The sequence below is a fragment of the Microbacterium istanbulense genome, from assembly GCF_037204145.1.
GTDB lineage: Bacteria > Actinomycetota > Actinomycetes > Actinomycetales > Microbacteriaceae > Microbacterium > Microbacterium istanbulense.
Window position 1 is genome coordinate 127,465 of sequence record NZ_JBBDGN010000007.1, and the last position, 18,821, is coordinate 146,285.

Here is an 18,821-nt window from a genome sequence, read left to right on the forward strand (position 1 = left end):
GGTTTCGAGGCGATTTCTTTCCACAAGAAGGGGCCCCACCGGCCTGATGTCGGTGGCCCCTCCTACGGTGAAGACATGGCACCGAGCCATACGCCTTGTCGGAGAGTCCGCCCATCAGGGAGGGCCGCGACAGCCTACAGGCGGCAGCATCGAGACACGAAGGAGCACGTCATGCCCTCACCCGCAGACCGCGAGAAGGCCCTGGAATCCGCCCTCTCCCAGATCGACCGCCAGTTCGGAAAGGGCTCGGTCATGCGACTGGGCAGCGATGAGCGCGCGCCGGTCGAGATCATCCCCACCGGCTCGATCGCTCTCGACGTCGCCCTCGGCGTCGGCGGCCTCCCGCGTGGCCGCATCATCGAGATCTACGGCCCGGAGTCGTCGGGTAAGACGACCCTGACTCTGCACGCCATCGCGAACGTGCAGCGCGCCGGCGGCATCGCCGCCTTCATCGATGCAGAGCACGCCCTCGACCCTGAGTACGCGAAGAAGCTCGGCGTCGACATCGACCAGCTCCTCGTCTCGCAGCCCGACACCGGTGAGCAGGCGCTCGAGATCGCCGACATGCTGATCCGTTCGGGCGCGATCGACCTCGTCGTCATCGACTCCGTCGCGGCCCTTGTGCCGCGCGCCGAGATCGAGGGTGAGATGGGTGACTCGCACGTCGGTCTGCAGGCTCGACTCATGTCGCAGGCCCTGCGAAAGCTCACCGGTGGCCTGAACCAGACCAAGACCACGGCCATCTTCATCAACCAGCTGCGCGAGAAGATCGGTGTCTTCTTCGGATCGCCCGAGACCACTGCCGGTGGTAAGGCCCTGAAGTTCTACGCGTCGGTGCGTCTCGACATCCGCCGTATCGAAACCCTCAAGGACGGCACGGAGGCCGTGGGTAACCGCACCCGTGTCAAGGTCGTGAAGAACAAGATGGCCCCGCCCTTCAAGCAGGCCGAGTTCGACATTCTCTACGGTGTCGGTATCTCGCGTGAGGGCAGCCTGATCGACTTCGGTGTCGACCACGGCATCGTGAAGAAGTCGGGCTCCTGGTACACCTACGACGGTGACCAGCTCGGGCAGGGCAAGGAGAATGCCCGCAACTTCCTCATCAAGAACCCCGACGTCGCTCTGGCCATTGAGACTCAGATCAAGCAGAAGCTGGGCATCGGCGTCAAGGCGACCGACGAAGCGCCGGTCGATGAGCTGACCGCGCGCCGTCCGGCCTGATCATGATCGGAAGCGACGGGGGCGAGGACGATCGCCTCGCCCCCGTGACTCCGCTGTTCGGGGCGCGTCCGTCCCGCGCGCCGGGGGAGCCCTCTCCGGTGGCTGCGGGAGAAGAGCCCATGCCCGGCGACCGCGGTGTGGATTCGTCGCCGAGCCCACGGCATCCGGCTTTCGCGCAGACGAGACCGATGCTGCGGGCGGTGCGCCCCGCGGCCGAGGTGGCGGATGATGACGCGTCCGATCTCGTCCCTGACCCTCAGGCTGTCCGGGAGCGGGCGTCGGAAGCGCTGGTGCGCAAGCTGCGCGCGCGCCCGCTGTCGGTCTCTGAAGCACGTCAGCTGCTGCGGGGGCACGATCTGCCGTCGAGTGACATCGATGATGTGATCGACGAGTTCCTGCACCGTGGCTACCTCGATGACCGCACGTTGGCCGATGCGCTGGTGACCGCGGGTGTCGAGCGCAAAGGCCAGGGGAGGGTTGCGCTCTCCCGAGCACTGTCTCAGCGTGGCCTCCCGCGAGAGGTCATCGATGAGGCACTGGCGTCACTACCCGACGACGACGCGGAGCGTGCCCTGGAGTTCGCCCGCACGAAGGCGCGCAGCATGACGCGCCTCGATCCCGACACGGCGCTGCGACGACTCATGGGCCAGCTCGCCCGCCGCGGCTACGGGGGTTCGGTGGCATCCCAGGCGGCGCGGACCGCGCTGCGGGAAGCGGCAAGCGGCGGCGCCACGAGCGGTGTGCGCTTCGTCGAATCCGAGTGAGGGCGTCGATTCCCGGCGTGCACGCGGTAGCGCCGCGATGACGCGCGGTAGCGCCGCGCTTCAGTGCGCGAGCGCCTGACCGAACCTGCGGGTCGCTGTCGATCTCATCCGTCGTTGACGGTGGTCGTCTGACCTTAGTTCTCTTGTGGTGCAAGTCTTGCTTGACAAGGCTTGTATAGCAAGGTTACGGTGACACCATGAACGACGCAGCTGAGCGCATCGCCACCAACATCCGCAAAGGGGTGCTGGAGTTCTGCGTTCTCGCGGTTCTCGACGGGCAGGACATGTACGGGCTCGAGCTCGCGGACCAGCTCGGCAAGAAGCACCTGACAGCGAGCGAGGGCAGTCTGTATCCGCTGCTGGCGCGCATGCGCGACGCCGGCAGTGTCGACACCCGCTGGGAGGCGCCGGACGGCGGCCGTCCTCGCCGCTATTACGCGATCACCGACCTCGGTCGCGCACAGCTGGAGATGTTCGCCAGCGTCTGGTGGGAGATTGGCCCGGAGGTCGACGAACTCATGAAGGAGCGTGGAAAATGATCGACATGAGCACCACCTCGGTGGAGCACTACCTCACCGCCGTGAGCCTCGAGCTCGCGGGGGCGCCATCGACAGCGCGGGCTGCCGTGCTCGATGACCTGCGCGCCCACATCGAGGATGCGCTCGAAGCCGGGCGTCCGCTCGATGCCGTCCTCGCCGGCCTCGGCGATCCGCACACGGTGGCCGCCGACTATCTGAAGCAGGCCGGCCTCGTCCCGACCGCATCGCGTCTGTCATGGTGGTACGACCTCATCACATTGCTCGTCGCGATTCTGGCTATGGTCATCGGCGTGGTCGAGGCAGCGCGCGACACCATGCCCGGAGTCGATCCCGACACCGGCCTCCCGATGGAGGAGAGCATGCTCGGCGCGTACAACGGCCTCGGGGTGCTCGTTCTCACGCTCGTTCCCGTGCTGGCTATCGCGGCGCTGCTGTTCGTGCCGCTCGCACGCCGCAATCTGCTCCGAATGATCCTGGCGGGCGTCTTCACGGTCGGCTTGCTCTACCGGAGCCTCGTCTGGAGCGCGAACGATGTATTCTATGCCGTCATCAGCTCGCTCACGGTCGACCCGGCCGTCGTGTTCGCCCTGTGGGGCGGCGTCTTCCTGGCCATCTGGCTGCGCAGCAGCCGCCCCCGTGCAGTTGCCCTGACTCTGCGCCTGATTGCCGCTGCCGTCCTTATCTATGTCGGCGCTCTCGGGCTCGGCGCTGCGGGCGGATTCACGGCAGATGCCATCCCCTCTTTGATTCTCTCGGGCGTGTGGATCGTCGTCGGTGTGCTGTTCGCCTTCGGCATCCGCTGGGGATATCTGCTCGGTGCCGTGCTCGCCGCGGTCGTGATGATCATGGCGCTGATCTCCACAAGCCCCTATGCCATGCTCAATTGGGTGGCGGCCTCCGTCGCTCTCGTCATGAGCCTGACGGCCTGGTTCGGGACTGCACCCCGGCTGCGCGCAACGAGCAAGGCCCTCGTCCACGACTGACGGGGCGTGCGACGTGCGGTGACAGCAGCGGTCGAGGGGCTTGGCGGGGGAACCCACCAGGCCCCTCGACCGTAGAATGGGCAGATCATGTCTTCTGTTTCCTCCGAACCGACCGTCATTGCGCCCTCCGCCGCTGCCGTCGAAGCCGACGGACGCCACCGTTCCTACGAGGTGCGCACCTTCGGCTGCCAGATGAACGTGCACGACTCCGAGCGCCTGTCCGGCTCGCTGGAGAGCGCGGGCTATGTCAAGGCAGCGGACGGCGAGGACGCTGACGTCGTGATCATCAACACCTGCGCGGTGCGCGACAACGCCGCAGGCAAGCTGTACGGCACGCTCGGCCACCTGAAGTCCCGCAAGGACAAGCACGAGGGCATGCAGATCGCCGTCGGCGGGTGCCTGGCGCAGATGGACAAGGATGCCGTGTTGGACAAGGCGCCGTGGGTCGACGTCGTCTTCGGCACGCACAACATGGGTTCCCTGCCCGGCATGCTCGAGCGGGCCCGACACAACGGCGAGGCCGAGCTCGAGATTCTCGAAGCGCTGGAGACTTTCCCGTCGACGCTGCCCACCAAGCGCGACTCCGCGCACAGCGGCTGGGTGTCGATCTCGGTCGGCTGCAACAACACGTGCACGTTCTGCATCGTGCCGAGCCTGCGCGGCAAGGAGAAGGACCGCCGCCCCGGTGACATCCTGGGCGAGATCCGCCTGCTCGCCGACGACGGCGCGATCGAGGTGACGCTGCTCGGGCAGAACGTCAACTCCTACGGTGTGGAGTTCGGCGACCGACAGGCGTTCAGCAAGCTGCTGCGCGCCGCCGGCGAGATCGAGGGCATCGAACGCATTCGCTTCACGAGTCCGCACCCGGCCGCTTTCACCGACGACGTGATCGACGCGATGGCGGAGACGCCGGCCGTCATGCCGCAGCTGCACATGCCGTTGCAGTCGGGCAGCGACCGCATCCTCAAGGCAATGCGCCGCTCGTACCGCAGCTCGAAGTTCCTCGGCATCCTCGACCGCGTTCGTGAGCGCATTCCGCACGCGGCGATCACCACCGACATCATCGTGGGCTTTCCCGGCGAGACCGACGAGGACTTCGAAGAGACCATGCGGGTCGTCGAGGCGTCGCGGTTCTCGGGCGCCTTCACTTTCCAGTACTCCATCCGTGAGGGCACGCCGGCCGCCACCATGGAAGACCAGGTGCCCAAGGAGGTCGTGCAGGAGCGCTACAACCGCCTGATCGCCCTGCAGGAGCGCATCTCGCTGGAAGAGAACCAGAAGCAGGTCGGCCGCGAGGTCGAGGTGCTCGTCTCCGTCGGCGAGGGCAAGAAGGATGCCGAGACGCACCGCCTCACCGGTCGTGCGGAGGACAACCGTCTGGTGCACTTCGAGGTCACGCCCGGTTCGGAGCTGCCGCGCCCCGGTGATGTCGTGACGGTCACGATCACCCACGGCGCACCGTTCCACCTGTTGGCCGACGACCCCACCGGGGCACCGCTGCGCATTCGCCGCACGCGTGGTGGCGACGCCTGGGATCGTGCCCAGGCCGAGTCGTGCGCGGTTCCTGCGCCGGCCGGTGAGCCCGGTGCGCCCCGCGCGGTCTCGCTGGGCCTGCCCACGCTGCGCGTCGGTGTCTGACAGCACGCCGCCCACGAGCCCGCGGCTGTGGGCGGTGGTCGGTGCGACCGGCACCGGCAAGAGCGACCTCGCGCTCGACCTCGCCGAGGCGCTGCGCGCGCAGGGAAATCCGGCGGAGATCGTCAACGCCGACGCCATGCAGCTGTACCGCGGAATGGATATCGGCACCGCGAAGCTGCCGGTGCGCGAGCGTCGCGGCATCCCGCATCATCTCTTCGATGTGCGCGAGGTCACCGACGAAGCGGCGGTCGCGTGGTATCAGCCGCTTGCGCGCCGCGCGGTGGCGGACATTCACGGTCGCGGTGGCGACGCGATCCTCGTCGGCGGGTCGGGGCTGTATGTCTCGAGTGTCATCTTCGACTTCCGCTTCCCGCCCAGGGATGCCGCGGCGCGCGCGCGCCTGGAGGCGGAACTCGACGAACACGGCGCCGGCGCGCTGTTCGAGCGACTGCGCGCTGCTGACCCGGCGACGGCGGAACGGATCGATCCCAAGAACGGCCGCCGGATCGTGCGCGCGCTCGAGGTGTTGGAACAGGGGAGTGCCACCCATGGTGCCGCGCTGCCGGAGAAGCCCGAACTGTGGCACGGGGCCACCCGCATCGTCGGACTGCAGGCGCCTCGCGACGTGCTCGTCGAGCGCCTCGACCGTCGAGTCGAGCGCATGTGGGCCGATGGCATGCTCGCCGAGGTGGCGGGCCTGCGAGAGGCGGGGATCGAGCGCGGCACGACCGCTGCCCGCGCGATCGGCTATGCCCAGGCGCTGCGTCAGCTGAGCGGCGAGCTGACGGAGGCGGAAGCGATCGCCGAGACCCAGGCGCTCACCCGTCGCTACGCACGCCGGCAGGTGTCGTGGTTCAAGCGCTACCCGGAGTTGGAATGGGTCGACTCGGGGGCGACCGACGCCGCTTCGCTGATCAACTGAGCACTCGCGTGTGTCGGTGGTCCGCGCCACCATGGATTTATGGCCACGCACTACTTCACCGCCACGAGCCTGGATGGCTTCATCGCGACGCCCGAGCATTCGCTGGACTGGCTGCTGCGGCAGGACTTCGACGAGAGGGGGGCGATGGCCTATCCCGCCTTCATCGAACGCATCGGGGCGCTGGCGATGGGCTCGTCCACCTACGAGTGGGTCATGCGTCACGAGAACGGCGCGTGGGGATACACGCAGCCCACATGGGTGTTCACCCACCGTGACCTGGCTCTTCCCGCGACGGGCGATGTGCGCCTCACTCAGGCCGGCGTGCGCGAGGTGCACGCGCAGATGGTGGAGGCCGCGGCGGGCAGAGACCTGTGGATCGTCGGCGGGGGAGACCTGGCCGGTCAGTTCGCCGATGCGGGCCTGCTCGACGAGGTGTGGCTGCAGTACGCCCCGGTGACGCTCGGCGCCGGCTCGCCGGTGCTGCCCCGCGTTCTCGATCTCGAACTGATCGAGGTCGCCCGCAATCGCGCCTTCCTCTGCGGGCGCTACCGGGTGCTCCGCGCTGAATAGACTGATGCACATGGTCGCATTCACCAAGGGGCACGGCACGGGCAACGACTTCGTCATCATCGAAGACCCGGACGGTGAACTCGATCTGCGCTCGGAGCAGGTGGCCGCCCTGTGCGACCGCAACTTCGGCATCGGGGCCGATGGCGTGCTGCGCGTCGTGCGTTCCGCGGCGCTCCCTGAGGGCGCGGCCGCGCTGGCCGAAGAACCCGATGCCGAGTGGTTCATGGACTACCGCAACGCCGACGGGTCCGTGGCCGAGATGTGCGGCAACGGCATCCGCGTGTTCGCGCACTACCTCGTGCGCTCAGGGCTGGCCGACCTCGAGCCCGGTTCCACGCTGCCCATCGGCACCCGCGCCGGTGTGCGCGATGTCATGCGCTCCGAAACGGGCTACCAAGTCGATCTCGGCCAGTGGAGGCTCGCCGGGGGAGAACCGCTGGCACGCGCCGCCGGGCTTGACGTCGCACGCCCCGGCCTCGGCATCGACGTCGGCAACCCGCACGTGGTCGTGGCGCTGGCCTCGGAAGAAGAGCTCGCAGAACTCGACCTCGGTCCGACACCGATCCTTGATCCTGCCCCGGCCGGCGGCGCGAACGTCGAGTTCGTCGTTCCCGGTGAACCGCTCGTGCGCGACGGTATCGGGCACGTGCGGATGCGCGTGCACGAGCGTGGCGTGGGCGAGACCCTCAGCTGCGGCACCGGCGTTGCCGCATCCGCCCTCGCCGTCCGCTACTGGGCAGGAGATCGCGCGCCCAGCCAGTGGCGCGTCGATGTGCCGGGTGGCACGCTCGGCGTGCGGATGTTCCCGGCGGAGGACGGCGAGCATGTCGCCCTGTCCGGCCCCGCACAGCTCGTCTACCGCGGCGAGATCGATCTCGTCTGACGCAGCAGCTCGTCGCTACGCGATCGAGATCGGTGCGGTCGGCGGGTTTCCGTGCTTGCGCACCTTGAGCACGCGGTAGCCCTTGCCTGTCGCGGCGCGGTGGACGCTGAAGCCCGGAGTGAAGGTCGCCGCCATCCAGCGCTGCAGCGAATCGGAGCCGAGGTTGCGCTGCACGACCATCCAGGCGTCGCTGCGCTCATCGAGGCGAGGGATCCACTTCTCCAGCATGTCGTGCAGCACATCCTTGCCGACGCGGATGGGCGGGTTCGAGCGGATCGTGCGGAACACGACCTCGTCGGGAACATCCTCGGGGCGTACGGCGTTCACATTGGTGAGGCCCAGGGACTGAGCGTTGCGCCGCGTCAGGTCAAGGGCTCGCTCGTTGACGTCCACGGCCCAGATCGTCGCGTGTGGCGCGGACAGCGCCATCGTGAGAGAGATGGGTCCCCATCCGCATCCGAGGTCGAGAAAATCGCCGCTCGGAGGGAGCGGAGGCATGTTCGCGAACAGCACGGCGGTTCCGGCATCCAGGCGGTCGGGACTGAACACACCACCCGCGGTGGTGAGTTCCAGATCTCTACCTGCCAGGGTGACGCGAATGGTCCGCAGGTTCTCCGCACTTGCCGGGGCCGCACTGAAGTAGTGGTCTGACCCCATACCGGGAGCGTACCGGAGAGCCGGGCTAGAGTTAAGGCGCCGAACCAATCAGGCAGACAGTTAAGGATTTGATGACGAAACCCACCGACAACGACAGCGCCCAGGACGCCCTCGACCGTGTGCTCGCGAACGCTGAGCCGCGCGTGGAACCGCGGGTGTTCGGCAGCGCACAGGCGCTGCAGGATGCTGCGACGGCTGCGCACACCGATGCCGATGGCGCGCAGTGGGATCTGGAGGATCGGCATGCGCTGCGGCGCGTGGTCGGCCTGTCGACCGAGCTCGAAGACGTCACCGAGGTCGAGTACCGCCAGCTGCGGCTCGAGAACGTCGTGCTCGTCGGCGTCTACCCGCAGGGCGCTCAGGAGGATGCCGAGAACTCGCTCCGCGAACTGGCTGCCCTTGCCGAGACCGCCGGTGCCGTCGTGCTCGATGGTCTGCTGCAGCGTCGACCGCACCCCGACCCCGCCACCTATCTCGGGCGCGGTAAGGCACAGGAGCTGCGTGACATCGTCGCGGCCGTCGGCGCTGACACCGTGATCGCGGACACCGAACTTGCGGCCAGCCAGCGGCGCGCACTGGAAGACGTGGTCAAGGTCAAGGTCATCGACCGCACCACCGTCATCCTCGACATCTTCAGCCAGCACGCCAAGAGCCGCGAGGGCAAGGCGCAGGTCGAGCTCGCGCAGCTCGAGTACCTGCTCCCGCGTCTGCGCGGGTGGGGTGACTCGATGAGCCGTCAGGCCGGTGGACAGGTCGGCGCCGGCGGCGCCGGTATGGGCTCACGTGGCCCCGGTGAGACGAAGATCGAGCTCGACCGTCGGCGCATCCGCACGCGCATGGCGCAGCTGCGCCGGCAGATCCGCGACTTCGCGCCCGCCCGTGACGCGAAGCGCGCCGAGCGCAAGCGCAACACGATTCCGTCTGTCGCGATCGCCGGGTACACCAACGCCGGCAAGTCGAGCCTGTTGAACGCGCTCACCAGCGCCGGGGTGCTCGTCGAGAACGCGCTGTTCGCGACGCTGGATGCCACGGTGCGCCGCACGGAGACCGCTGACGGTCGCGTGTTCACCCTTGCCGACACGGTCGGTTTCGTGCGCAATCTGCCGCATCAGCTGGTGGAAGCCTTCCGCTCGACGCTGGAGGAGGTCGCCGACGCCGATCTCATCGTGCACGTGGTGGACGGGTCGCACCCCGACCCCTCGGCGCAGCTGCAGACCGTCCGCGATGTGATGGGCGATGTGGGGGCGCGGAGCATCCCCGAGATCGTCGTCTTCAACAAGGCCGACCTCGTCTCGCCTGATGAGCGACTGGTGCTGCAGGGACTCGCGCCCGGCGCTTACTTCGTATCGTCGCGCACCGGCGAGGGCATCGAGGAGCTGCGCGCCGCCGTCGAGGCGGGGCTGCCGATGCCGGCGGTCGAGGTGCGGGCGCTCGTGCCCTACGACCGGGGCGACCTGGTCTCGGCCGTGCACGACAGCGGTGTGCTCATCTCGTCGACGCATGAAGAGGGCGGCACCGCCATCCACGCCCACGTGTCGGAGCGACTGGCTGCCGAGCTCGCCCCCTTCGGCGTCTGAGGCGGGTCGGGTCGGGTCCGCTCAGTTTGCAGCGAACCGTGCCTCGACCGTCGCTGCGACACTGATCTCCTCACCCTGGAACTCCATGGGCGGGGCGGATGCCATGTCGAAGGCCGCGCCCCGCATGGCCTTCGCCTGCATCATCGCCGGCGCCGCCGCCTCGGAGATCAGGCCGCGATCGGCGATCTCGAGCGCGGTGACGTTCTCCAGGCCCAGTGCCTGCGCGTAGGCGCGAGCACGCGTGACAGCGACACCGACGGCCTGCGTCGCCACCTCGCGTTCCACCTCGGCTTCGGTCTCGGGGGTGAGGTGCCAGTCGACGTGCGTGATGGTCACGCCATCCCACCCGGAGATCTCGGTGGTCCACACCGACATCTCGGACAGGTCGGCAAAGGTGGCGGTGAAGTCCACGGATGCCCGGTAGACGGGGGCGAGTCGCTTGCCCTCGTTGTTCCACGGACGATCAGCATGGATGCCCAACCGCTGGCTCGTCCATGCGGTGACAGCGCCGGTCTGCTCGCGCGCGACCACGCCCTCGCGCACGGGGGCGGCAAGGGTGAGGGACCGGTCGACGACGGCCTGACGGTCGGGTCCCTCCTGAGAGACGGAGAGGTGCACGGTGGCGCGTTCGGGGGCGACGCGCAGCTCGTGCTCGCCTCGGACGGTGATGATGACATCGCTCATGGCGCTGACTCTACGACATGCCGGTGGCAGTCAGCCGCGTGGGCGGGAATGGCGCGGGGTCGGCATCCGTTGTAACCTGTAACGCTGGATGCTTCGGCATCCGGATTGATAATTCCACAGTGCGACAGCGGCTCCTTCGCGAGAAGGACCCACGGGGCTGATCGGTTTCGACAGCGCCTGTGAATCCACGAGAAGCGGGCCGAGGATGCAGAGTTATCTCGTAAACGCTCTCTGCAAAACAATAGTTGCCGAATCCAAGCGCAACGACTTCGCCCTCGCTGCCTAAGCGAGCCCGATAGTCCGTCAGACCGTATGTGATTCCGATACGGATCCTGGCGTCATCTAGGAATCTTGCTGTGTGCCGGCGTCTGGACGTCACACGGGACTCTTCCCAGGCTGGGCTTGTCGACTTAGTTGTCTGTGACAAATGTCGGAGCCGAGTAGAACGCCTCCACAGACTGCGCCCGGAGAAGGCGTGGAGACTCAGCGTTGGACGGGGGTTCGATTCCCCCCAGCTCCACAGGTCGCTGTCGCAAGACGAGGCCCCCTGGTTCCGTGACAAAGTCCGGGCTCAGGGGGCTTTGTCGTCGGTCGCGCCGGTCAGAGATGCGGCTCGCACGTGTCGATCAGGCGGAGCGACGCCTCCTGCAGCTCGCCGGTGTCGACGGTCGTCGTGGCACCGTCGCGGAGCGCCGCCTCGAACTCCTCCAGCGGCGGGAGCAACGCCTCGACATCGGCCTTCAGGTCGGGGTGCGCCATCGTGGCGATCGACGTCAGCGAGGTGATCGCAGCCGACACCTCACCGACCTCGATGCCCGAGAGGTCTGCGCTCTGATCGGCGCGCGCGATGATGTCGATGGTGTCGGCGATGGGGCCTTCGATGTCGGGTCCGAACAGCCGTTTGCAGGTGGCCTCCACGGTGATGGTGCCCTCAGACTCCGGCGCATCAATGGACAGGTGCGCGCTGCACCCGGTGAGCACGAGAAGGACCGTCGCGAGGAGAGCGACCGGCCGGGCGCCTCTGATCATCGGGTCTGCAATCCGTCGAGGGCTACGGCGAGCACTTCCTCGGCCAGCAGGTCGGGATCGATGCGGCCGCCGGGGCGGTACCACTCGACGAGCGAGTTGATCATGCCGAACACCAGGCGGGTCGCGGTGCCGGCATCCAGGTCATCGCGCACAAGCCCTTCCGCCTGCGCCTGACGGACGAGTTCGGTGACGCGGTGGTCGAACGCGCGACGACGCTCGAGCGCCGCCGTCTCGATCGGGCTGTTCCCGCGCAGGCGCAGCAGCAGCGTGACCTGAGGCTGCTTGGCCGTGAGCACCTGCACGGCGCCGCGGATCACGTCGGTCAGGCGTTCGGATGCCGTCGGGCGCTCCAGTGCCGCATCCAACGCCGCCTCCAGGCCACCGAGCGCCTCATCCAGCGCGCCCTCGAGGATCTGCTCTTTCGAGTCGATGTGGTGGTACAGCGCGGACTTCGTCACGCCCAAGCGCTGGGCGAGATCCGCGACCGACGTCGCCTCGTAGCCCTGCTCGTTGAACAGCGCGACAGCAGTGCGCAGCACGTGCTCGCGGTCATGCCCGGGCCTGCCGCGTCGCGCGCCCTTCGCCTCGGTGGTGCTCATCCCGTCAAACCTACGGCACTTCCCGTTATACCTGCGGCACAGCGGCTGGCGCGCACAGCGCTAAGCTGGAGAGGCAATTCACAGCCTGGGAGGGTTCGACGTGGTCGATTTCATCGTGTTCATCATCCTGTTCGTCGGCGGGATCGTCCTCCTCGGCATCTCGTGGGAGCTGCCGACCGCCCAGGGCGTCGTGTTCTCGGCCGGCATCCTCGCCATCAGCCTCGCGCTGGCGTACGTGATGCGCCAGGCCGGTTCGGCCACGCGCCGCAGCAACAACTGGGGCACGAAGGGGGAGTGACCTCCCTCCGGCGGCGTCCTTTCGGTGGCGCCGGCGCCGGCGGAGCGGTCGCGGCTCAGCCTCCGTTGATGAGCAGCAGACCCTGCTTGGTGTCGGCGAACTTCACCCATCCGTCGCCGAACTGGTAGGTGAGGCCGTAGCCGTCGTCGTCCTTCGCGATCGCGTACTGCGGGTCTTCGGTGTAGTAGACGCTGTCGGCATCGCTGCTGCGGATCCAGCCCTCGCTCTCCAGGCGGTCCTGGGCCTTCTCCGAGGTTGCCTCGTCGATCGGCGAGAAGCCGTACGTTTGGCCGTGGTCGGATGCCGTGGAGAAGTCCGCCCACATGCACAGCAGGCCGTCGGTGAGCTGGATGTCGGCGATCCAGAACTCCTTCTCCTGCGTCGTCCAGCCCTCGGCCGTGAGCGCCTCGGCCGTCGCCTGGCTGATCAGCGTCGCGCAGGAGAGCTCTTCGGGCGCCTCGGGCGTCGTACTGGGTTCGGGGGCCGTCGTCTCCACGGGCGTGACCTCGGAGTCGCCCGTCGGCGCGGGCGTGGGGCCGGCATCGGCCGCGGGGGCAGAGCAGGCAGCAAGCCCGGCGGCGAGCACCAGCACTCCGAGGGCGAGGGGGATGCGGGGGTTCATGGCGTCCAGACGGTGGGGAGCGGAGCTCACGTGCGGTCGGCATCGCCGAGCAGGGCGATGAAGTCGTCGTGCAGGATGCCGTTGGTGGCAAGTGTCGACAGATCGGAGATCGTCTCAGCGCCGTCGAAGGCGGTCATCCGACCGCCGGCCTCGCGCACGATCGCGACGGCGGCGGCGATGTCGTACTCCTTGACGTCGAACTCGGCGACCATGTCGATGCGGCCCTCGGCGAGCAGCATGTAGCTGTACACGTCGCCGTAGGCGCGGTCGCGCCAGACGCGTGCCGCGAGGGCGAGCAGCGCCTCGGTCTTTCCCGCGTCCGCCCACTGCGCGATGCTCTGAAAGCTCACGCTGGCGTCATCGAGGGAGTCGACGGTGGAGACGTGGATGCCGGTCGGCGCGGCCGGGTCGCCGGTCCAGGCGCCGAGGCCGTCTGCGGCCCACCAGCGGCGTCCGAGGGCGGGCATGCTCACGACCCCCAGGCGGGGGACGCCGTCGATCGCCAGCGCGATCATCGTGCCCCACAGCGGAACACCGCGCAGGAAGTTCGCGGTGCCGTCGATCGGGTCGATGATCCACTGGCGGTGCGTGTCGCCCTCGACGCCGTACTCCTCGCCGAACAGGCCGTCCTCGGGACGTTCGGTGGCGAGGATCTCGCGGATCGCACGCTCGGTCGCCAGGTCGGCATCGGTAACGTGCGAGCGGTCGGCCTTGGTCGAGATCTGCAGGTCGGCGGCGTCGAAACGCGGCAGCGACTGGGCGTCGGCGGCGTCGGCCAGGCGCAGGGCCAGGGCGAGGTCATCGGCGAGCGAGGCGGCTGCGGGGGAGACGGTCACAGGTTCAGAATACCGGCGGGCGCTGTGCAGCATCCGAGTGGACGCGCCCGGGAGTAGCTGGATTTGGTGCGACCCCACCGCGCTGGTAATGTAATTCCTCGGCGCCGCAAGGTTCCGAAACGCACCTCTAGCTCAATCGGCAGAGCAACTGACTCTTAATCAGTGGGTTCAGGGTTCAAGTCCCTGGGGGTGCACGGATCAGCCCCGCAGACTCTCGCCAGTCTGCGGGGCTTTTTCGCGTCTGTCGTCAGGCCTCAGGCGGGGCGGCCCGCGATCGGGCCAGCGGCTGTCGCGACGTTCGCGCCGGAGACGTGGAACTCCGCGGCATCGCTGCTGACTGATCCGTCGACGGGCACGAGGGTCAGCGTGGGCAGCAGCGTCTTCGACGTCGGGCCGGTCGGTGCCGAGACGGTGATCTCGACCTTCGAGCCGCTCACCTGTGCGCTCTCGAACACCGGCGGAGCGGTGGGGTCACCATAGCTCTCCAAGACGAGCATCCCTGGCATCCCGCTTACCCAGCCGGCGCTTGGGGTACCCGGTGTGTGACCGGCCGCATCGGCGGGGAACGGCTGCCCCGGCAGTGTGGTCGATCCCTGCACATCGCCGGTCACCGTGACCGTGAGATCGGCCATCGTCGAGACCCCCTCCGGCACGGGAATGTAGGTGGCATGCGGCGCCAGATCAGCCGTGCATGGTCCGGAGTCGTCGACCTCGGCCACGACGGTCAGGGTGTCACCCGCGAAGCTCACGTCACCGAGTGTGGGCACGCAACTGGAGCTGCCCTCGACGACAATGGCGAGCGCCTCGCCTCCCTCCAGCCAGGCGGCCCCGACAGTGGGGGGGTGCTGGCTCGGCGGCTGTGTCATCGGAGGGGCTCGCGGAGGCCGTCATCGACTGGCATCCCGCCAACACGGTCAGGCTCAGCAGGGCGGTCGACGCGCACCCCTTCCCTCCGCCGATGCGCGGTGGGATCATGGCGTCAAGCGAGGAGGCACCATGATCGAGCTCGATGACATCGACACCGACGAGGACGGCGCGCTGACCGCGACGGTCGAACTGCCGGGCGGTCGCCGGGTGACCGTCGAATACGCGGTCGACGACGACAGCGACTTCGACGAGGACGACGACGGTGACGAGGATGACCTCGACGACGTCGAGCCCGAGGACATGCCCGACATGGATGTCATGCAGGCGACTGTGCAGCACGCGCTCGCGCGCCTGACCACGGAGGTGCTCGACGCACGCGAGCACGAAGTGGCAGAGGAGCTCACCGAGGCCGCCTTCGAAGATGAGGACGACGCCGAGCTCGAGGCGCCACTCGCGGCTCTCCGAGACGACATCAGCCTCGACGGCGTTGTCGTGTTCGGCGACGGAGGGATGACTCTGCTCTACGTCGCCCCCGAGGAGTATCCGGATCTGACGATCTACTGCCTGCTCGACGACGACCTCGAGATCGACGACCTCATGGTGGAGTGACGCCGCTAGGCGACCCGCACGATCGCGCCCGCCGTCAGTTTCTCGAGTTGCGCGAAGGTGAGCGGCATCACCGAATGCGGAGTGCCCGCGGCCGCCCAGATCTGTTCGTAGTTCTGGAGATCCTGATCCAGATAGGTGGGCAGGGGAGCGGGATGCCCCACCGGCGCCACGCCGCCGATCGCCTGCCCGGTCACCTCGCGCACGAGCGCGGCCGGAGCCATGGCCACGGCCGCCGCGCCGAGGGATTCCGCCAGGACGGCGAAATCGACTCGGTGGGCGCCGCTGGTCATCACGAGTACCGGGGCGTCATCGGCGGTGAGCACGAGGCTGTTCGCGATGGCGCCGACGTCGCAGCCGACCGCTGCCGCCGCCTCGACCGCCGTGCGCGCCGAGTCCGGCAACACCACCACCTGCGTCTCCACGCCGGCGGCGACGAGGTGGTCGTGCACGATGCGGCTACGAGCGGGCAGCGATTCGGGGGCAGTCATCGGAGCGGCTCCTCACGTCCTCAGTGTCGGATGCTGATCAGGCGGCGTCACCGACGAGGATAGCCTCGGCGTCTTCCGCCGCGCCCTCGCTCGGGTCGTCGATGTGCGAGAGCACCTTGCGGCCCAGCAGCACCGTCAGCGTCGCGAGAAGCACGGATGCCGCCGCGAACAGGTACGGGACGGTGTCGCCGAACGCGTGAGCGAGGCCGGCGGCGGCGGGCGGAGCCACAGCACCACCCAGGAAGCGCACCGCGGAGTACGACGACGAAGCCACCGAGCGCGGCAGGTCGGTCGCCTCCATGACGGCCTCGGTGAGCACGGTGTTCATCACACCGAGCAGCAGGCCGCCGATGATGATGCAGATCACCAGCGACGCGGGGTCGCTGACGAGCAGGCCAGCGGCGATGAGGTCGACGGCGAGCAGGGGCAGGGTGACGAGGATGATCGCCGTGCGCGGCATCCGTCGCATCAGCGCAGGCGCTACCCACACGCTGGTGATCGCCAGCGCGACGCCCCATCCGAAGAACGTCAGGCCGATCCCCATCGCGCCAAAGCCCAGCGGGAACGGCGAGAACGCGAGCAGCACGAAGAAGCCGATGTTGTAGAACAGGGCGGTCACCGCGAGGATCGCCAGGGCGGGCCGGCCGAGCGCTCGGAACGGGGCGGAGAAGGGCACCGGCTCGCGCTTCTCGAACGGGCCGCGCAGCAGGGCAGACACGGCGATGAAGGCGATGGCCATCAATGCGACGACGCCGAAGAACGGGGCACGCCACGACATCTCACCGAGCAGGCCGCCCAGCAGCGGTCCGATCGCGATGCCCAGGCCCAGCGCGGCCTCGTAGAGCACGATCGCCGCGCCGCTGCCGCCGGAGGCGGCGCCGACGATGGTCGCCAGCGCCGTCGAGATGAACAGGGCGTTGCCCAGGCCCCAGCCGGCGCGGAAGCCGATAACCGCATCCACGCTGCCGCTGAGGGCGCAGAGCAGGGCGAAGACGACGATCAGGGCGAGACCCACGAGCAGCGTTGCCTTCGCGCCGATCCGGCTGGAGATCCAGCTCGTGACGAGCATCGCGAGTCCCGTCACCAGCAGATAGCTCGTGAACAGCAGCTCCGTCTCGACCGGGGTCGCCTGCAGCGAGTCGGCGATCGCGGGGAGGATCGGATCGACGAGGCCGATGCCCATGAAGGCGACGACACACGCGAAGGCAACCGCCCACACCTGCGCCGGCTGTTTCCAGACTGATCCCTGCGGCGTGCCGCTCATTCGCTATCTCCTGTCGTCGGTCGTTCCGTGCTGTGGGTGCGCAGCAGGTCTGCCGCGCGCTCCAGGGCGAGCCAGTCGTCGTCGCTCACGTCCGCGAAACGCGGCGCGAGAGTGGTGCGCAACTCGACGCGCCAGTCCTCCAGCGCCTGCCGGCCCTGTGCCGTGATCGTGACGAGGGTCGCGCGCGAGTCCTGCGGGTCGGATGCCCGCACCACCAGTCCCGTGCGTTCGAGCTCGCCGACCAGGCGGGTCGTGCCGGGCTGTGTCGTCCGTGCGGCGCGGGCGAGGTCGCCGATGCGCACGGGAGCGGAGTTCTCGAGGATGCTCAACACGCGCCACTGCGCGGATGGTGCCTCGTTTCCGGCATCCTGCGCCGCGATGCGCGCGAGCGCGTGCGCCGAGAGGATCAGGGAGGCGACGACCTCAGCTCTTTCCATGCCAAGAAGTATATACCTGCTGGTATGTAATGAGGCGCGCTTGACGAAACGCCTCTCCGATGCCTAGCCTGCTACTACCTGAATCAGCTTTCAGGTTTGTGTCCTTCCAACGCTGAAAGGCATCCGTATGCGGGTTACGAAGAAGTTGCTCCTCGGGTCGGTGCTCGCCACCGCCGCCCTCGTCATGGCCGCGTGCGCGCCACAGGCCGCAGAGACGGGTGGAGGTGAGAGCGGGGACGGCCCGGCCGAGATCCGCGCGGGTGTCATCACCAGCGAGACCGGTCCGCTCGCCGGCTACGGCGAGCAGTACCTGCAGGCCTTCAAGGCAGGCCTGGACTACGCCACGGACGGCACGGGTGAGGTCGACGGCACGAAGATCGTCATCGAATACCGCGACGACGCCGGCGACCCCGACACGGCGGTGACAGCGGCCAAGGAGCTCATGGGTGACGGTGTGAACATCCTGCTCGGCAGCGCGTCGTCCGGTGTCGCGCTCGCCGTGGCCGAACAGGCCGCCCAGAACAAGGTGCTCTTCATCTCCGGGCCCGCCGCCGCCGATGCCATCACCGGCATCAACGAGTACACCTTCCGCTCCGGCCGCCAGTCGGCGCAGGATGTGGCCACCGCGGGAAGCTTCCTCGACGACCTCGACGGCAAGAAGATCGTCGTCTTCGCGCAGAACAACGCGTTCGGGCAGGGCAACGTCGCCGCCGTCGAGGCGATCCTCGGCGCGCAGGGCGCCACGGTTGAGCCGATCCTCGTCGCCGAAGACGTCACGGAGTTCACCCCGTTCGCGCAGCAAGTGGTCTCGGCCAGCCCCGACCTCGTGTTCGTCGCATGGGCCGGCGCGACCTCCGGAGCGATGTGGCAGGCCATGAGCCAGCAGGGCGTGCTCGATGAGGTGCCCGTGGTCACCGGTCTCGGTGACGAGGCGACGTTCGGGGCCTACGGTGAGGCATCCGAGAAGATCAACTTCCTCAACCACTACTTCGCCGGCGCCCCCGACAACGACGTCAACACCGCCATGGTCGAGGCGCTCGACGCCGAGGGAGCCACGCCCGACCTGTTCAGCCCCGACGGCTTCAACGCGGCGATCATGCTCGTGCAGGCGGTGAAGGAGGGCAAGGGTGACGTCGACGCGATGATCGCCGCGCTCGAAGGCTTCGAGTTCGAGGGTCCCAAGGGCACCACCACCGTCCGTGCCGACGACCACGCGCTGATCCAGGACATGTACCAGGTCAAGCTCGTCGCCGCCGACGGCACCTTCGTCCCCGAACTCGTCACGACGGTGCCCGGCGCCGACGTCGCACCCTGAGCCGGAGGACAGTGCATTC

At 68.2% G+C, this 18,821-nt stretch carries 22 protein-coding genes, 1 tRNA gene and 1 other RNA gene; 14 read left to right on the top strand and 10 right to left on the bottom strand.

Annotated elements, in window-relative coordinates:
* Positions 1-171 precede the first annotated feature (171 nt).
* The 8 genes from recA (at position 172) to dapF (ending at position 7,520) form a co-directional block, all read left to right on the top strand.
* Positions 172-1,221: a recombinase RecA gene (gene recA, locus WDU93_RS09020; protein WP_337319727.1), complete on the top strand. Its 1,050-nt coding sequence runs from the start codon at positions 172-174 to the stop codon at positions 1,219-1,221.
* Positions 1,222-1,340: 119 nt separating this feature from the next.
* Positions 1,341-1,985, top strand: a complete 645-nt coding sequence (locus WDU93_RS09025) for a regulatory protein RecX (RefSeq protein ID WP_337319729.1) — start codon at positions 1,341-1,343, stop codon at positions 1,983-1,985.
* 197 nt (positions 1,986-2,182) lie between these two features.
* A complete protein-coding gene (locus tag WDU93_RS09030) occupies positions 2,183-2,524 on the top strand; it encodes a PadR family transcriptional regulator (protein ID WP_337319731.1) in 342 nt (113 codons plus the stop codon).
* A 5-nt stretch (positions 2,525-2,529) separates the two neighbouring features.
* Positions 2,530-3,507, top strand: coding sequence for an HAAS signaling domain-containing protein (locus WDU93_RS09035; protein WP_337319733.1), 978 nt, complete (start codon positions 2,530-2,532; stop codon positions 3,505-3,507).
* Between the two features lie 87 nt (positions 3,508-3,594).
* A complete protein-coding gene (gene miaB, locus WDU93_RS09040) occupies positions 3,595-5,145 on the top strand; it encodes a tRNA (N6-isopentenyl adenosine(37)-C2)-methylthiotransferase MiaB (protein ID WP_337319735.1) in 1,551 nt (516 codons plus the stop codon).
* The gene (gene miaA, locus WDU93_RS09045) at positions 5,138-6,067 is read left to right on the top strand and encodes a tRNA (adenosine(37)-N6)-dimethylallyltransferase MiaA (protein WP_337319736.1); all 930 of its coding nucleotides are present in this window, start codon (positions 5,138-5,140) and stop codon (positions 6,065-6,067) included. Before miaB ends, miaA begins: the two co-directional genes overlap by 8 nt.
* A gap of 39 nt (positions 6,068-6,106) precedes the next feature.
* The gene (locus WDU93_RS09050; RefSeq protein ID WP_337319738.1) at positions 6,107-6,637 is read left to right on the top strand and encodes a dihydrofolate reductase family protein; all 531 of its coding nucleotides are present in this window, start codon (positions 6,107-6,109) and stop codon (positions 6,635-6,637) included.
* A gap of 4 nt (positions 6,638-6,641) precedes the next feature.
* The gene (dapF, locus tag WDU93_RS09055; protein WP_337319740.1) at positions 6,642-7,520 is read left to right on the top strand and encodes a diaminopimelate epimerase; all 879 of its coding nucleotides are present in this window, start codon (positions 6,642-6,644) and stop codon (positions 7,518-7,520) included.
* A 15-nt stretch (positions 7,521-7,535) separates the two neighbouring features.
* Here the strand turns inward: dapF and WDU93_RS09060 are convergent, their stop codons facing one another.
* The gene (locus WDU93_RS09060; protein WP_337319742.1) at positions 7,536-8,177 is read right to left on the bottom strand and encodes a class I SAM-dependent methyltransferase; all 642 of its coding nucleotides are present in this window, start codon (positions 8,175-8,177) and stop codon (positions 7,536-7,538) included.
* 71 nt (positions 8,178-8,248) lie between these two features.
* On the opposite strand from WDU93_RS09060, the gene hflX reads away from it, so the two are divergent.
* The gene (gene hflX / locus WDU93_RS09065) at positions 8,249-9,754 is read left to right on the top strand and encodes a GTPase HflX (protein WP_337319744.1); all 1,506 of its coding nucleotides are present in this window, start codon (positions 8,249-8,251) and stop codon (positions 9,752-9,754) included.
* A gap of 21 nt (positions 9,755-9,775) precedes the next feature.
* Here the strand turns inward: hflX and WDU93_RS09070 are convergent, their stop codons facing one another.
* Positions 9,776-10,438: an SIMPL domain-containing protein gene (locus WDU93_RS09070; protein WP_337319746.1), complete on the bottom strand. Its 663-nt coding sequence runs from the start codon at positions 10,436-10,438 to the stop codon at positions 9,776-9,778.
* 153 nt (positions 10,439-10,591) lie between these two features.
* On the opposite strand from WDU93_RS09070, the gene ssrA reads away from it, so the two are divergent.
* Positions 10,592-10,961: a transfer-messenger RNA gene (gene ssrA / locus WDU93_RS09075) on the top strand.
* 77 nt (positions 10,962-11,038) lie between these two features.
* Here ssrA and WDU93_RS09080 read toward each other — a convergent pair.
* A complete protein-coding gene (locus WDU93_RS09080; protein WP_337319748.1) occupies positions 11,039-11,467 on the bottom strand; it encodes a hypothetical protein in 429 nt (142 codons plus the stop codon).
* Complete coding sequence (locus WDU93_RS09085) at positions 11,464-12,066, bottom strand: TetR/AcrR family transcriptional regulator (protein ID WP_337319750.1); 603 nt, start codon at positions 12,064-12,066, stop codon at positions 11,464-11,466. The genes WDU93_RS09080 and WDU93_RS09085 overlap by 4 nt, the downstream gene beginning before the upstream one ends.
* 100 nt (positions 12,067-12,166) lie before the next feature.
* Here WDU93_RS09085 and WDU93_RS09090 point away from each other — a divergent pair, with 100 nt between their 5' ends.
* Positions 12,167-12,364: a hypothetical protein gene (locus WDU93_RS09090; RefSeq protein ID WP_337319752.1), complete on the top strand. Its 198-nt coding sequence runs from the start codon at positions 12,167-12,169 to the stop codon at positions 12,362-12,364.
* 55 nt (positions 12,365-12,419) lie between these two features.
* Here WDU93_RS09090 and WDU93_RS09095 read toward each other — a convergent pair whose 3' ends face one another.
* Together WDU93_RS09095 and WDU93_RS09100 are read right to left on the bottom strand one after the other, a co-directional pair.
* Positions 12,420-13,016, bottom strand: coding sequence for a hypothetical protein (locus WDU93_RS09095; RefSeq protein WP_337319754.1), 597 nt, complete (start codon positions 13,014-13,016; stop codon positions 12,420-12,422).
* Positions 13,013-13,855 carry an inositol monophosphatase family protein gene (locus tag WDU93_RS09100; RefSeq protein WP_420064054.1) on the bottom strand — a complete coding sequence of 281 codons (843 nt, stop codon included), beginning with the start codon at positions 13,853-13,855 and terminating at the stop codon, positions 13,013-13,015. The genes WDU93_RS09095 and WDU93_RS09100 overlap by 4 nt, the downstream gene beginning before the upstream one ends.
* Before the next feature lie 88 nt (positions 13,856-13,943).
* On the opposite strand from WDU93_RS09100, the gene WDU93_RS09105 reads away from it, so the two are divergent.
* Positions 13,944-14,016 (top strand) — tRNA-Lys (locus WDU93_RS09105).
* A 60-nt stretch (positions 14,017-14,076) separates the two neighbouring features.
* Here WDU93_RS09105 and WDU93_RS09110 read toward each other — a convergent pair.
* Positions 14,077-14,571: a hypothetical protein gene (locus tag WDU93_RS09110; protein ID WP_337319759.1), complete on the bottom strand. Its 495-nt coding sequence runs from the start codon at positions 14,569-14,571 to the stop codon at positions 14,077-14,079.
* 247 nt (positions 14,572-14,818) lie between these two features.
* On the opposite strand from WDU93_RS09110, the gene WDU93_RS09115 reads away from it, so the two are divergent.
* Complete coding sequence (locus WDU93_RS09115; protein ID WP_337319761.1) at positions 14,819-15,298, top strand: hypothetical protein; 480 nt, start codon at positions 14,819-14,821, stop codon at positions 15,296-15,298.
* A 5-nt stretch (positions 15,299-15,303) separates the two neighbouring features.
* On the opposite strand, the gene WDU93_RS09120 is transcribed toward WDU93_RS09115, so the two are convergent.
* Genes WDU93_RS09120 through WDU93_RS09130 form a run of 3 tightly spaced genes read right to left on the bottom strand, consistent with a single transcriptional unit; the run spans position 15,304 to position 17,487 of the window.
* Positions 15,304-15,786, bottom strand: a complete 483-nt coding sequence (locus WDU93_RS09120; RefSeq protein ID WP_337319763.1) for a YbaK/EbsC family protein — start codon at positions 15,784-15,786, stop codon at positions 15,304-15,306.
* A gap of 37 nt (positions 15,787-15,823) precedes the next feature.
* Complete coding sequence (locus WDU93_RS09125; RefSeq protein WP_337319764.1) at positions 15,824-17,050, bottom strand: MFS transporter; 1,227 nt, start codon at positions 17,048-17,050, stop codon at positions 15,824-15,826.
* The gene (locus tag WDU93_RS09130) at positions 17,047-17,487 is read right to left on the bottom strand and encodes a MarR family winged helix-turn-helix transcriptional regulator (RefSeq protein WP_337319766.1); all 441 of its coding nucleotides are present in this window, start codon (positions 17,485-17,487) and stop codon (positions 17,047-17,049) included. The genes WDU93_RS09125 and WDU93_RS09130 overlap by 4 nt, the downstream gene beginning before the upstream one ends.
* A gap of 127 nt (positions 17,488-17,614) precedes the next feature.
* On the opposite strand from WDU93_RS09130, the gene WDU93_RS09135 reads away from it, so the two are divergent.
* Complete coding sequence (locus tag WDU93_RS09135; RefSeq protein ID WP_337319768.1) at positions 17,615-18,802, top strand: substrate-binding domain-containing protein; 1,188 nt, start codon at positions 17,615-17,617, stop codon at positions 18,800-18,802.
* Positions 18,803-18,821: the final 19 nt, after the last annotated feature.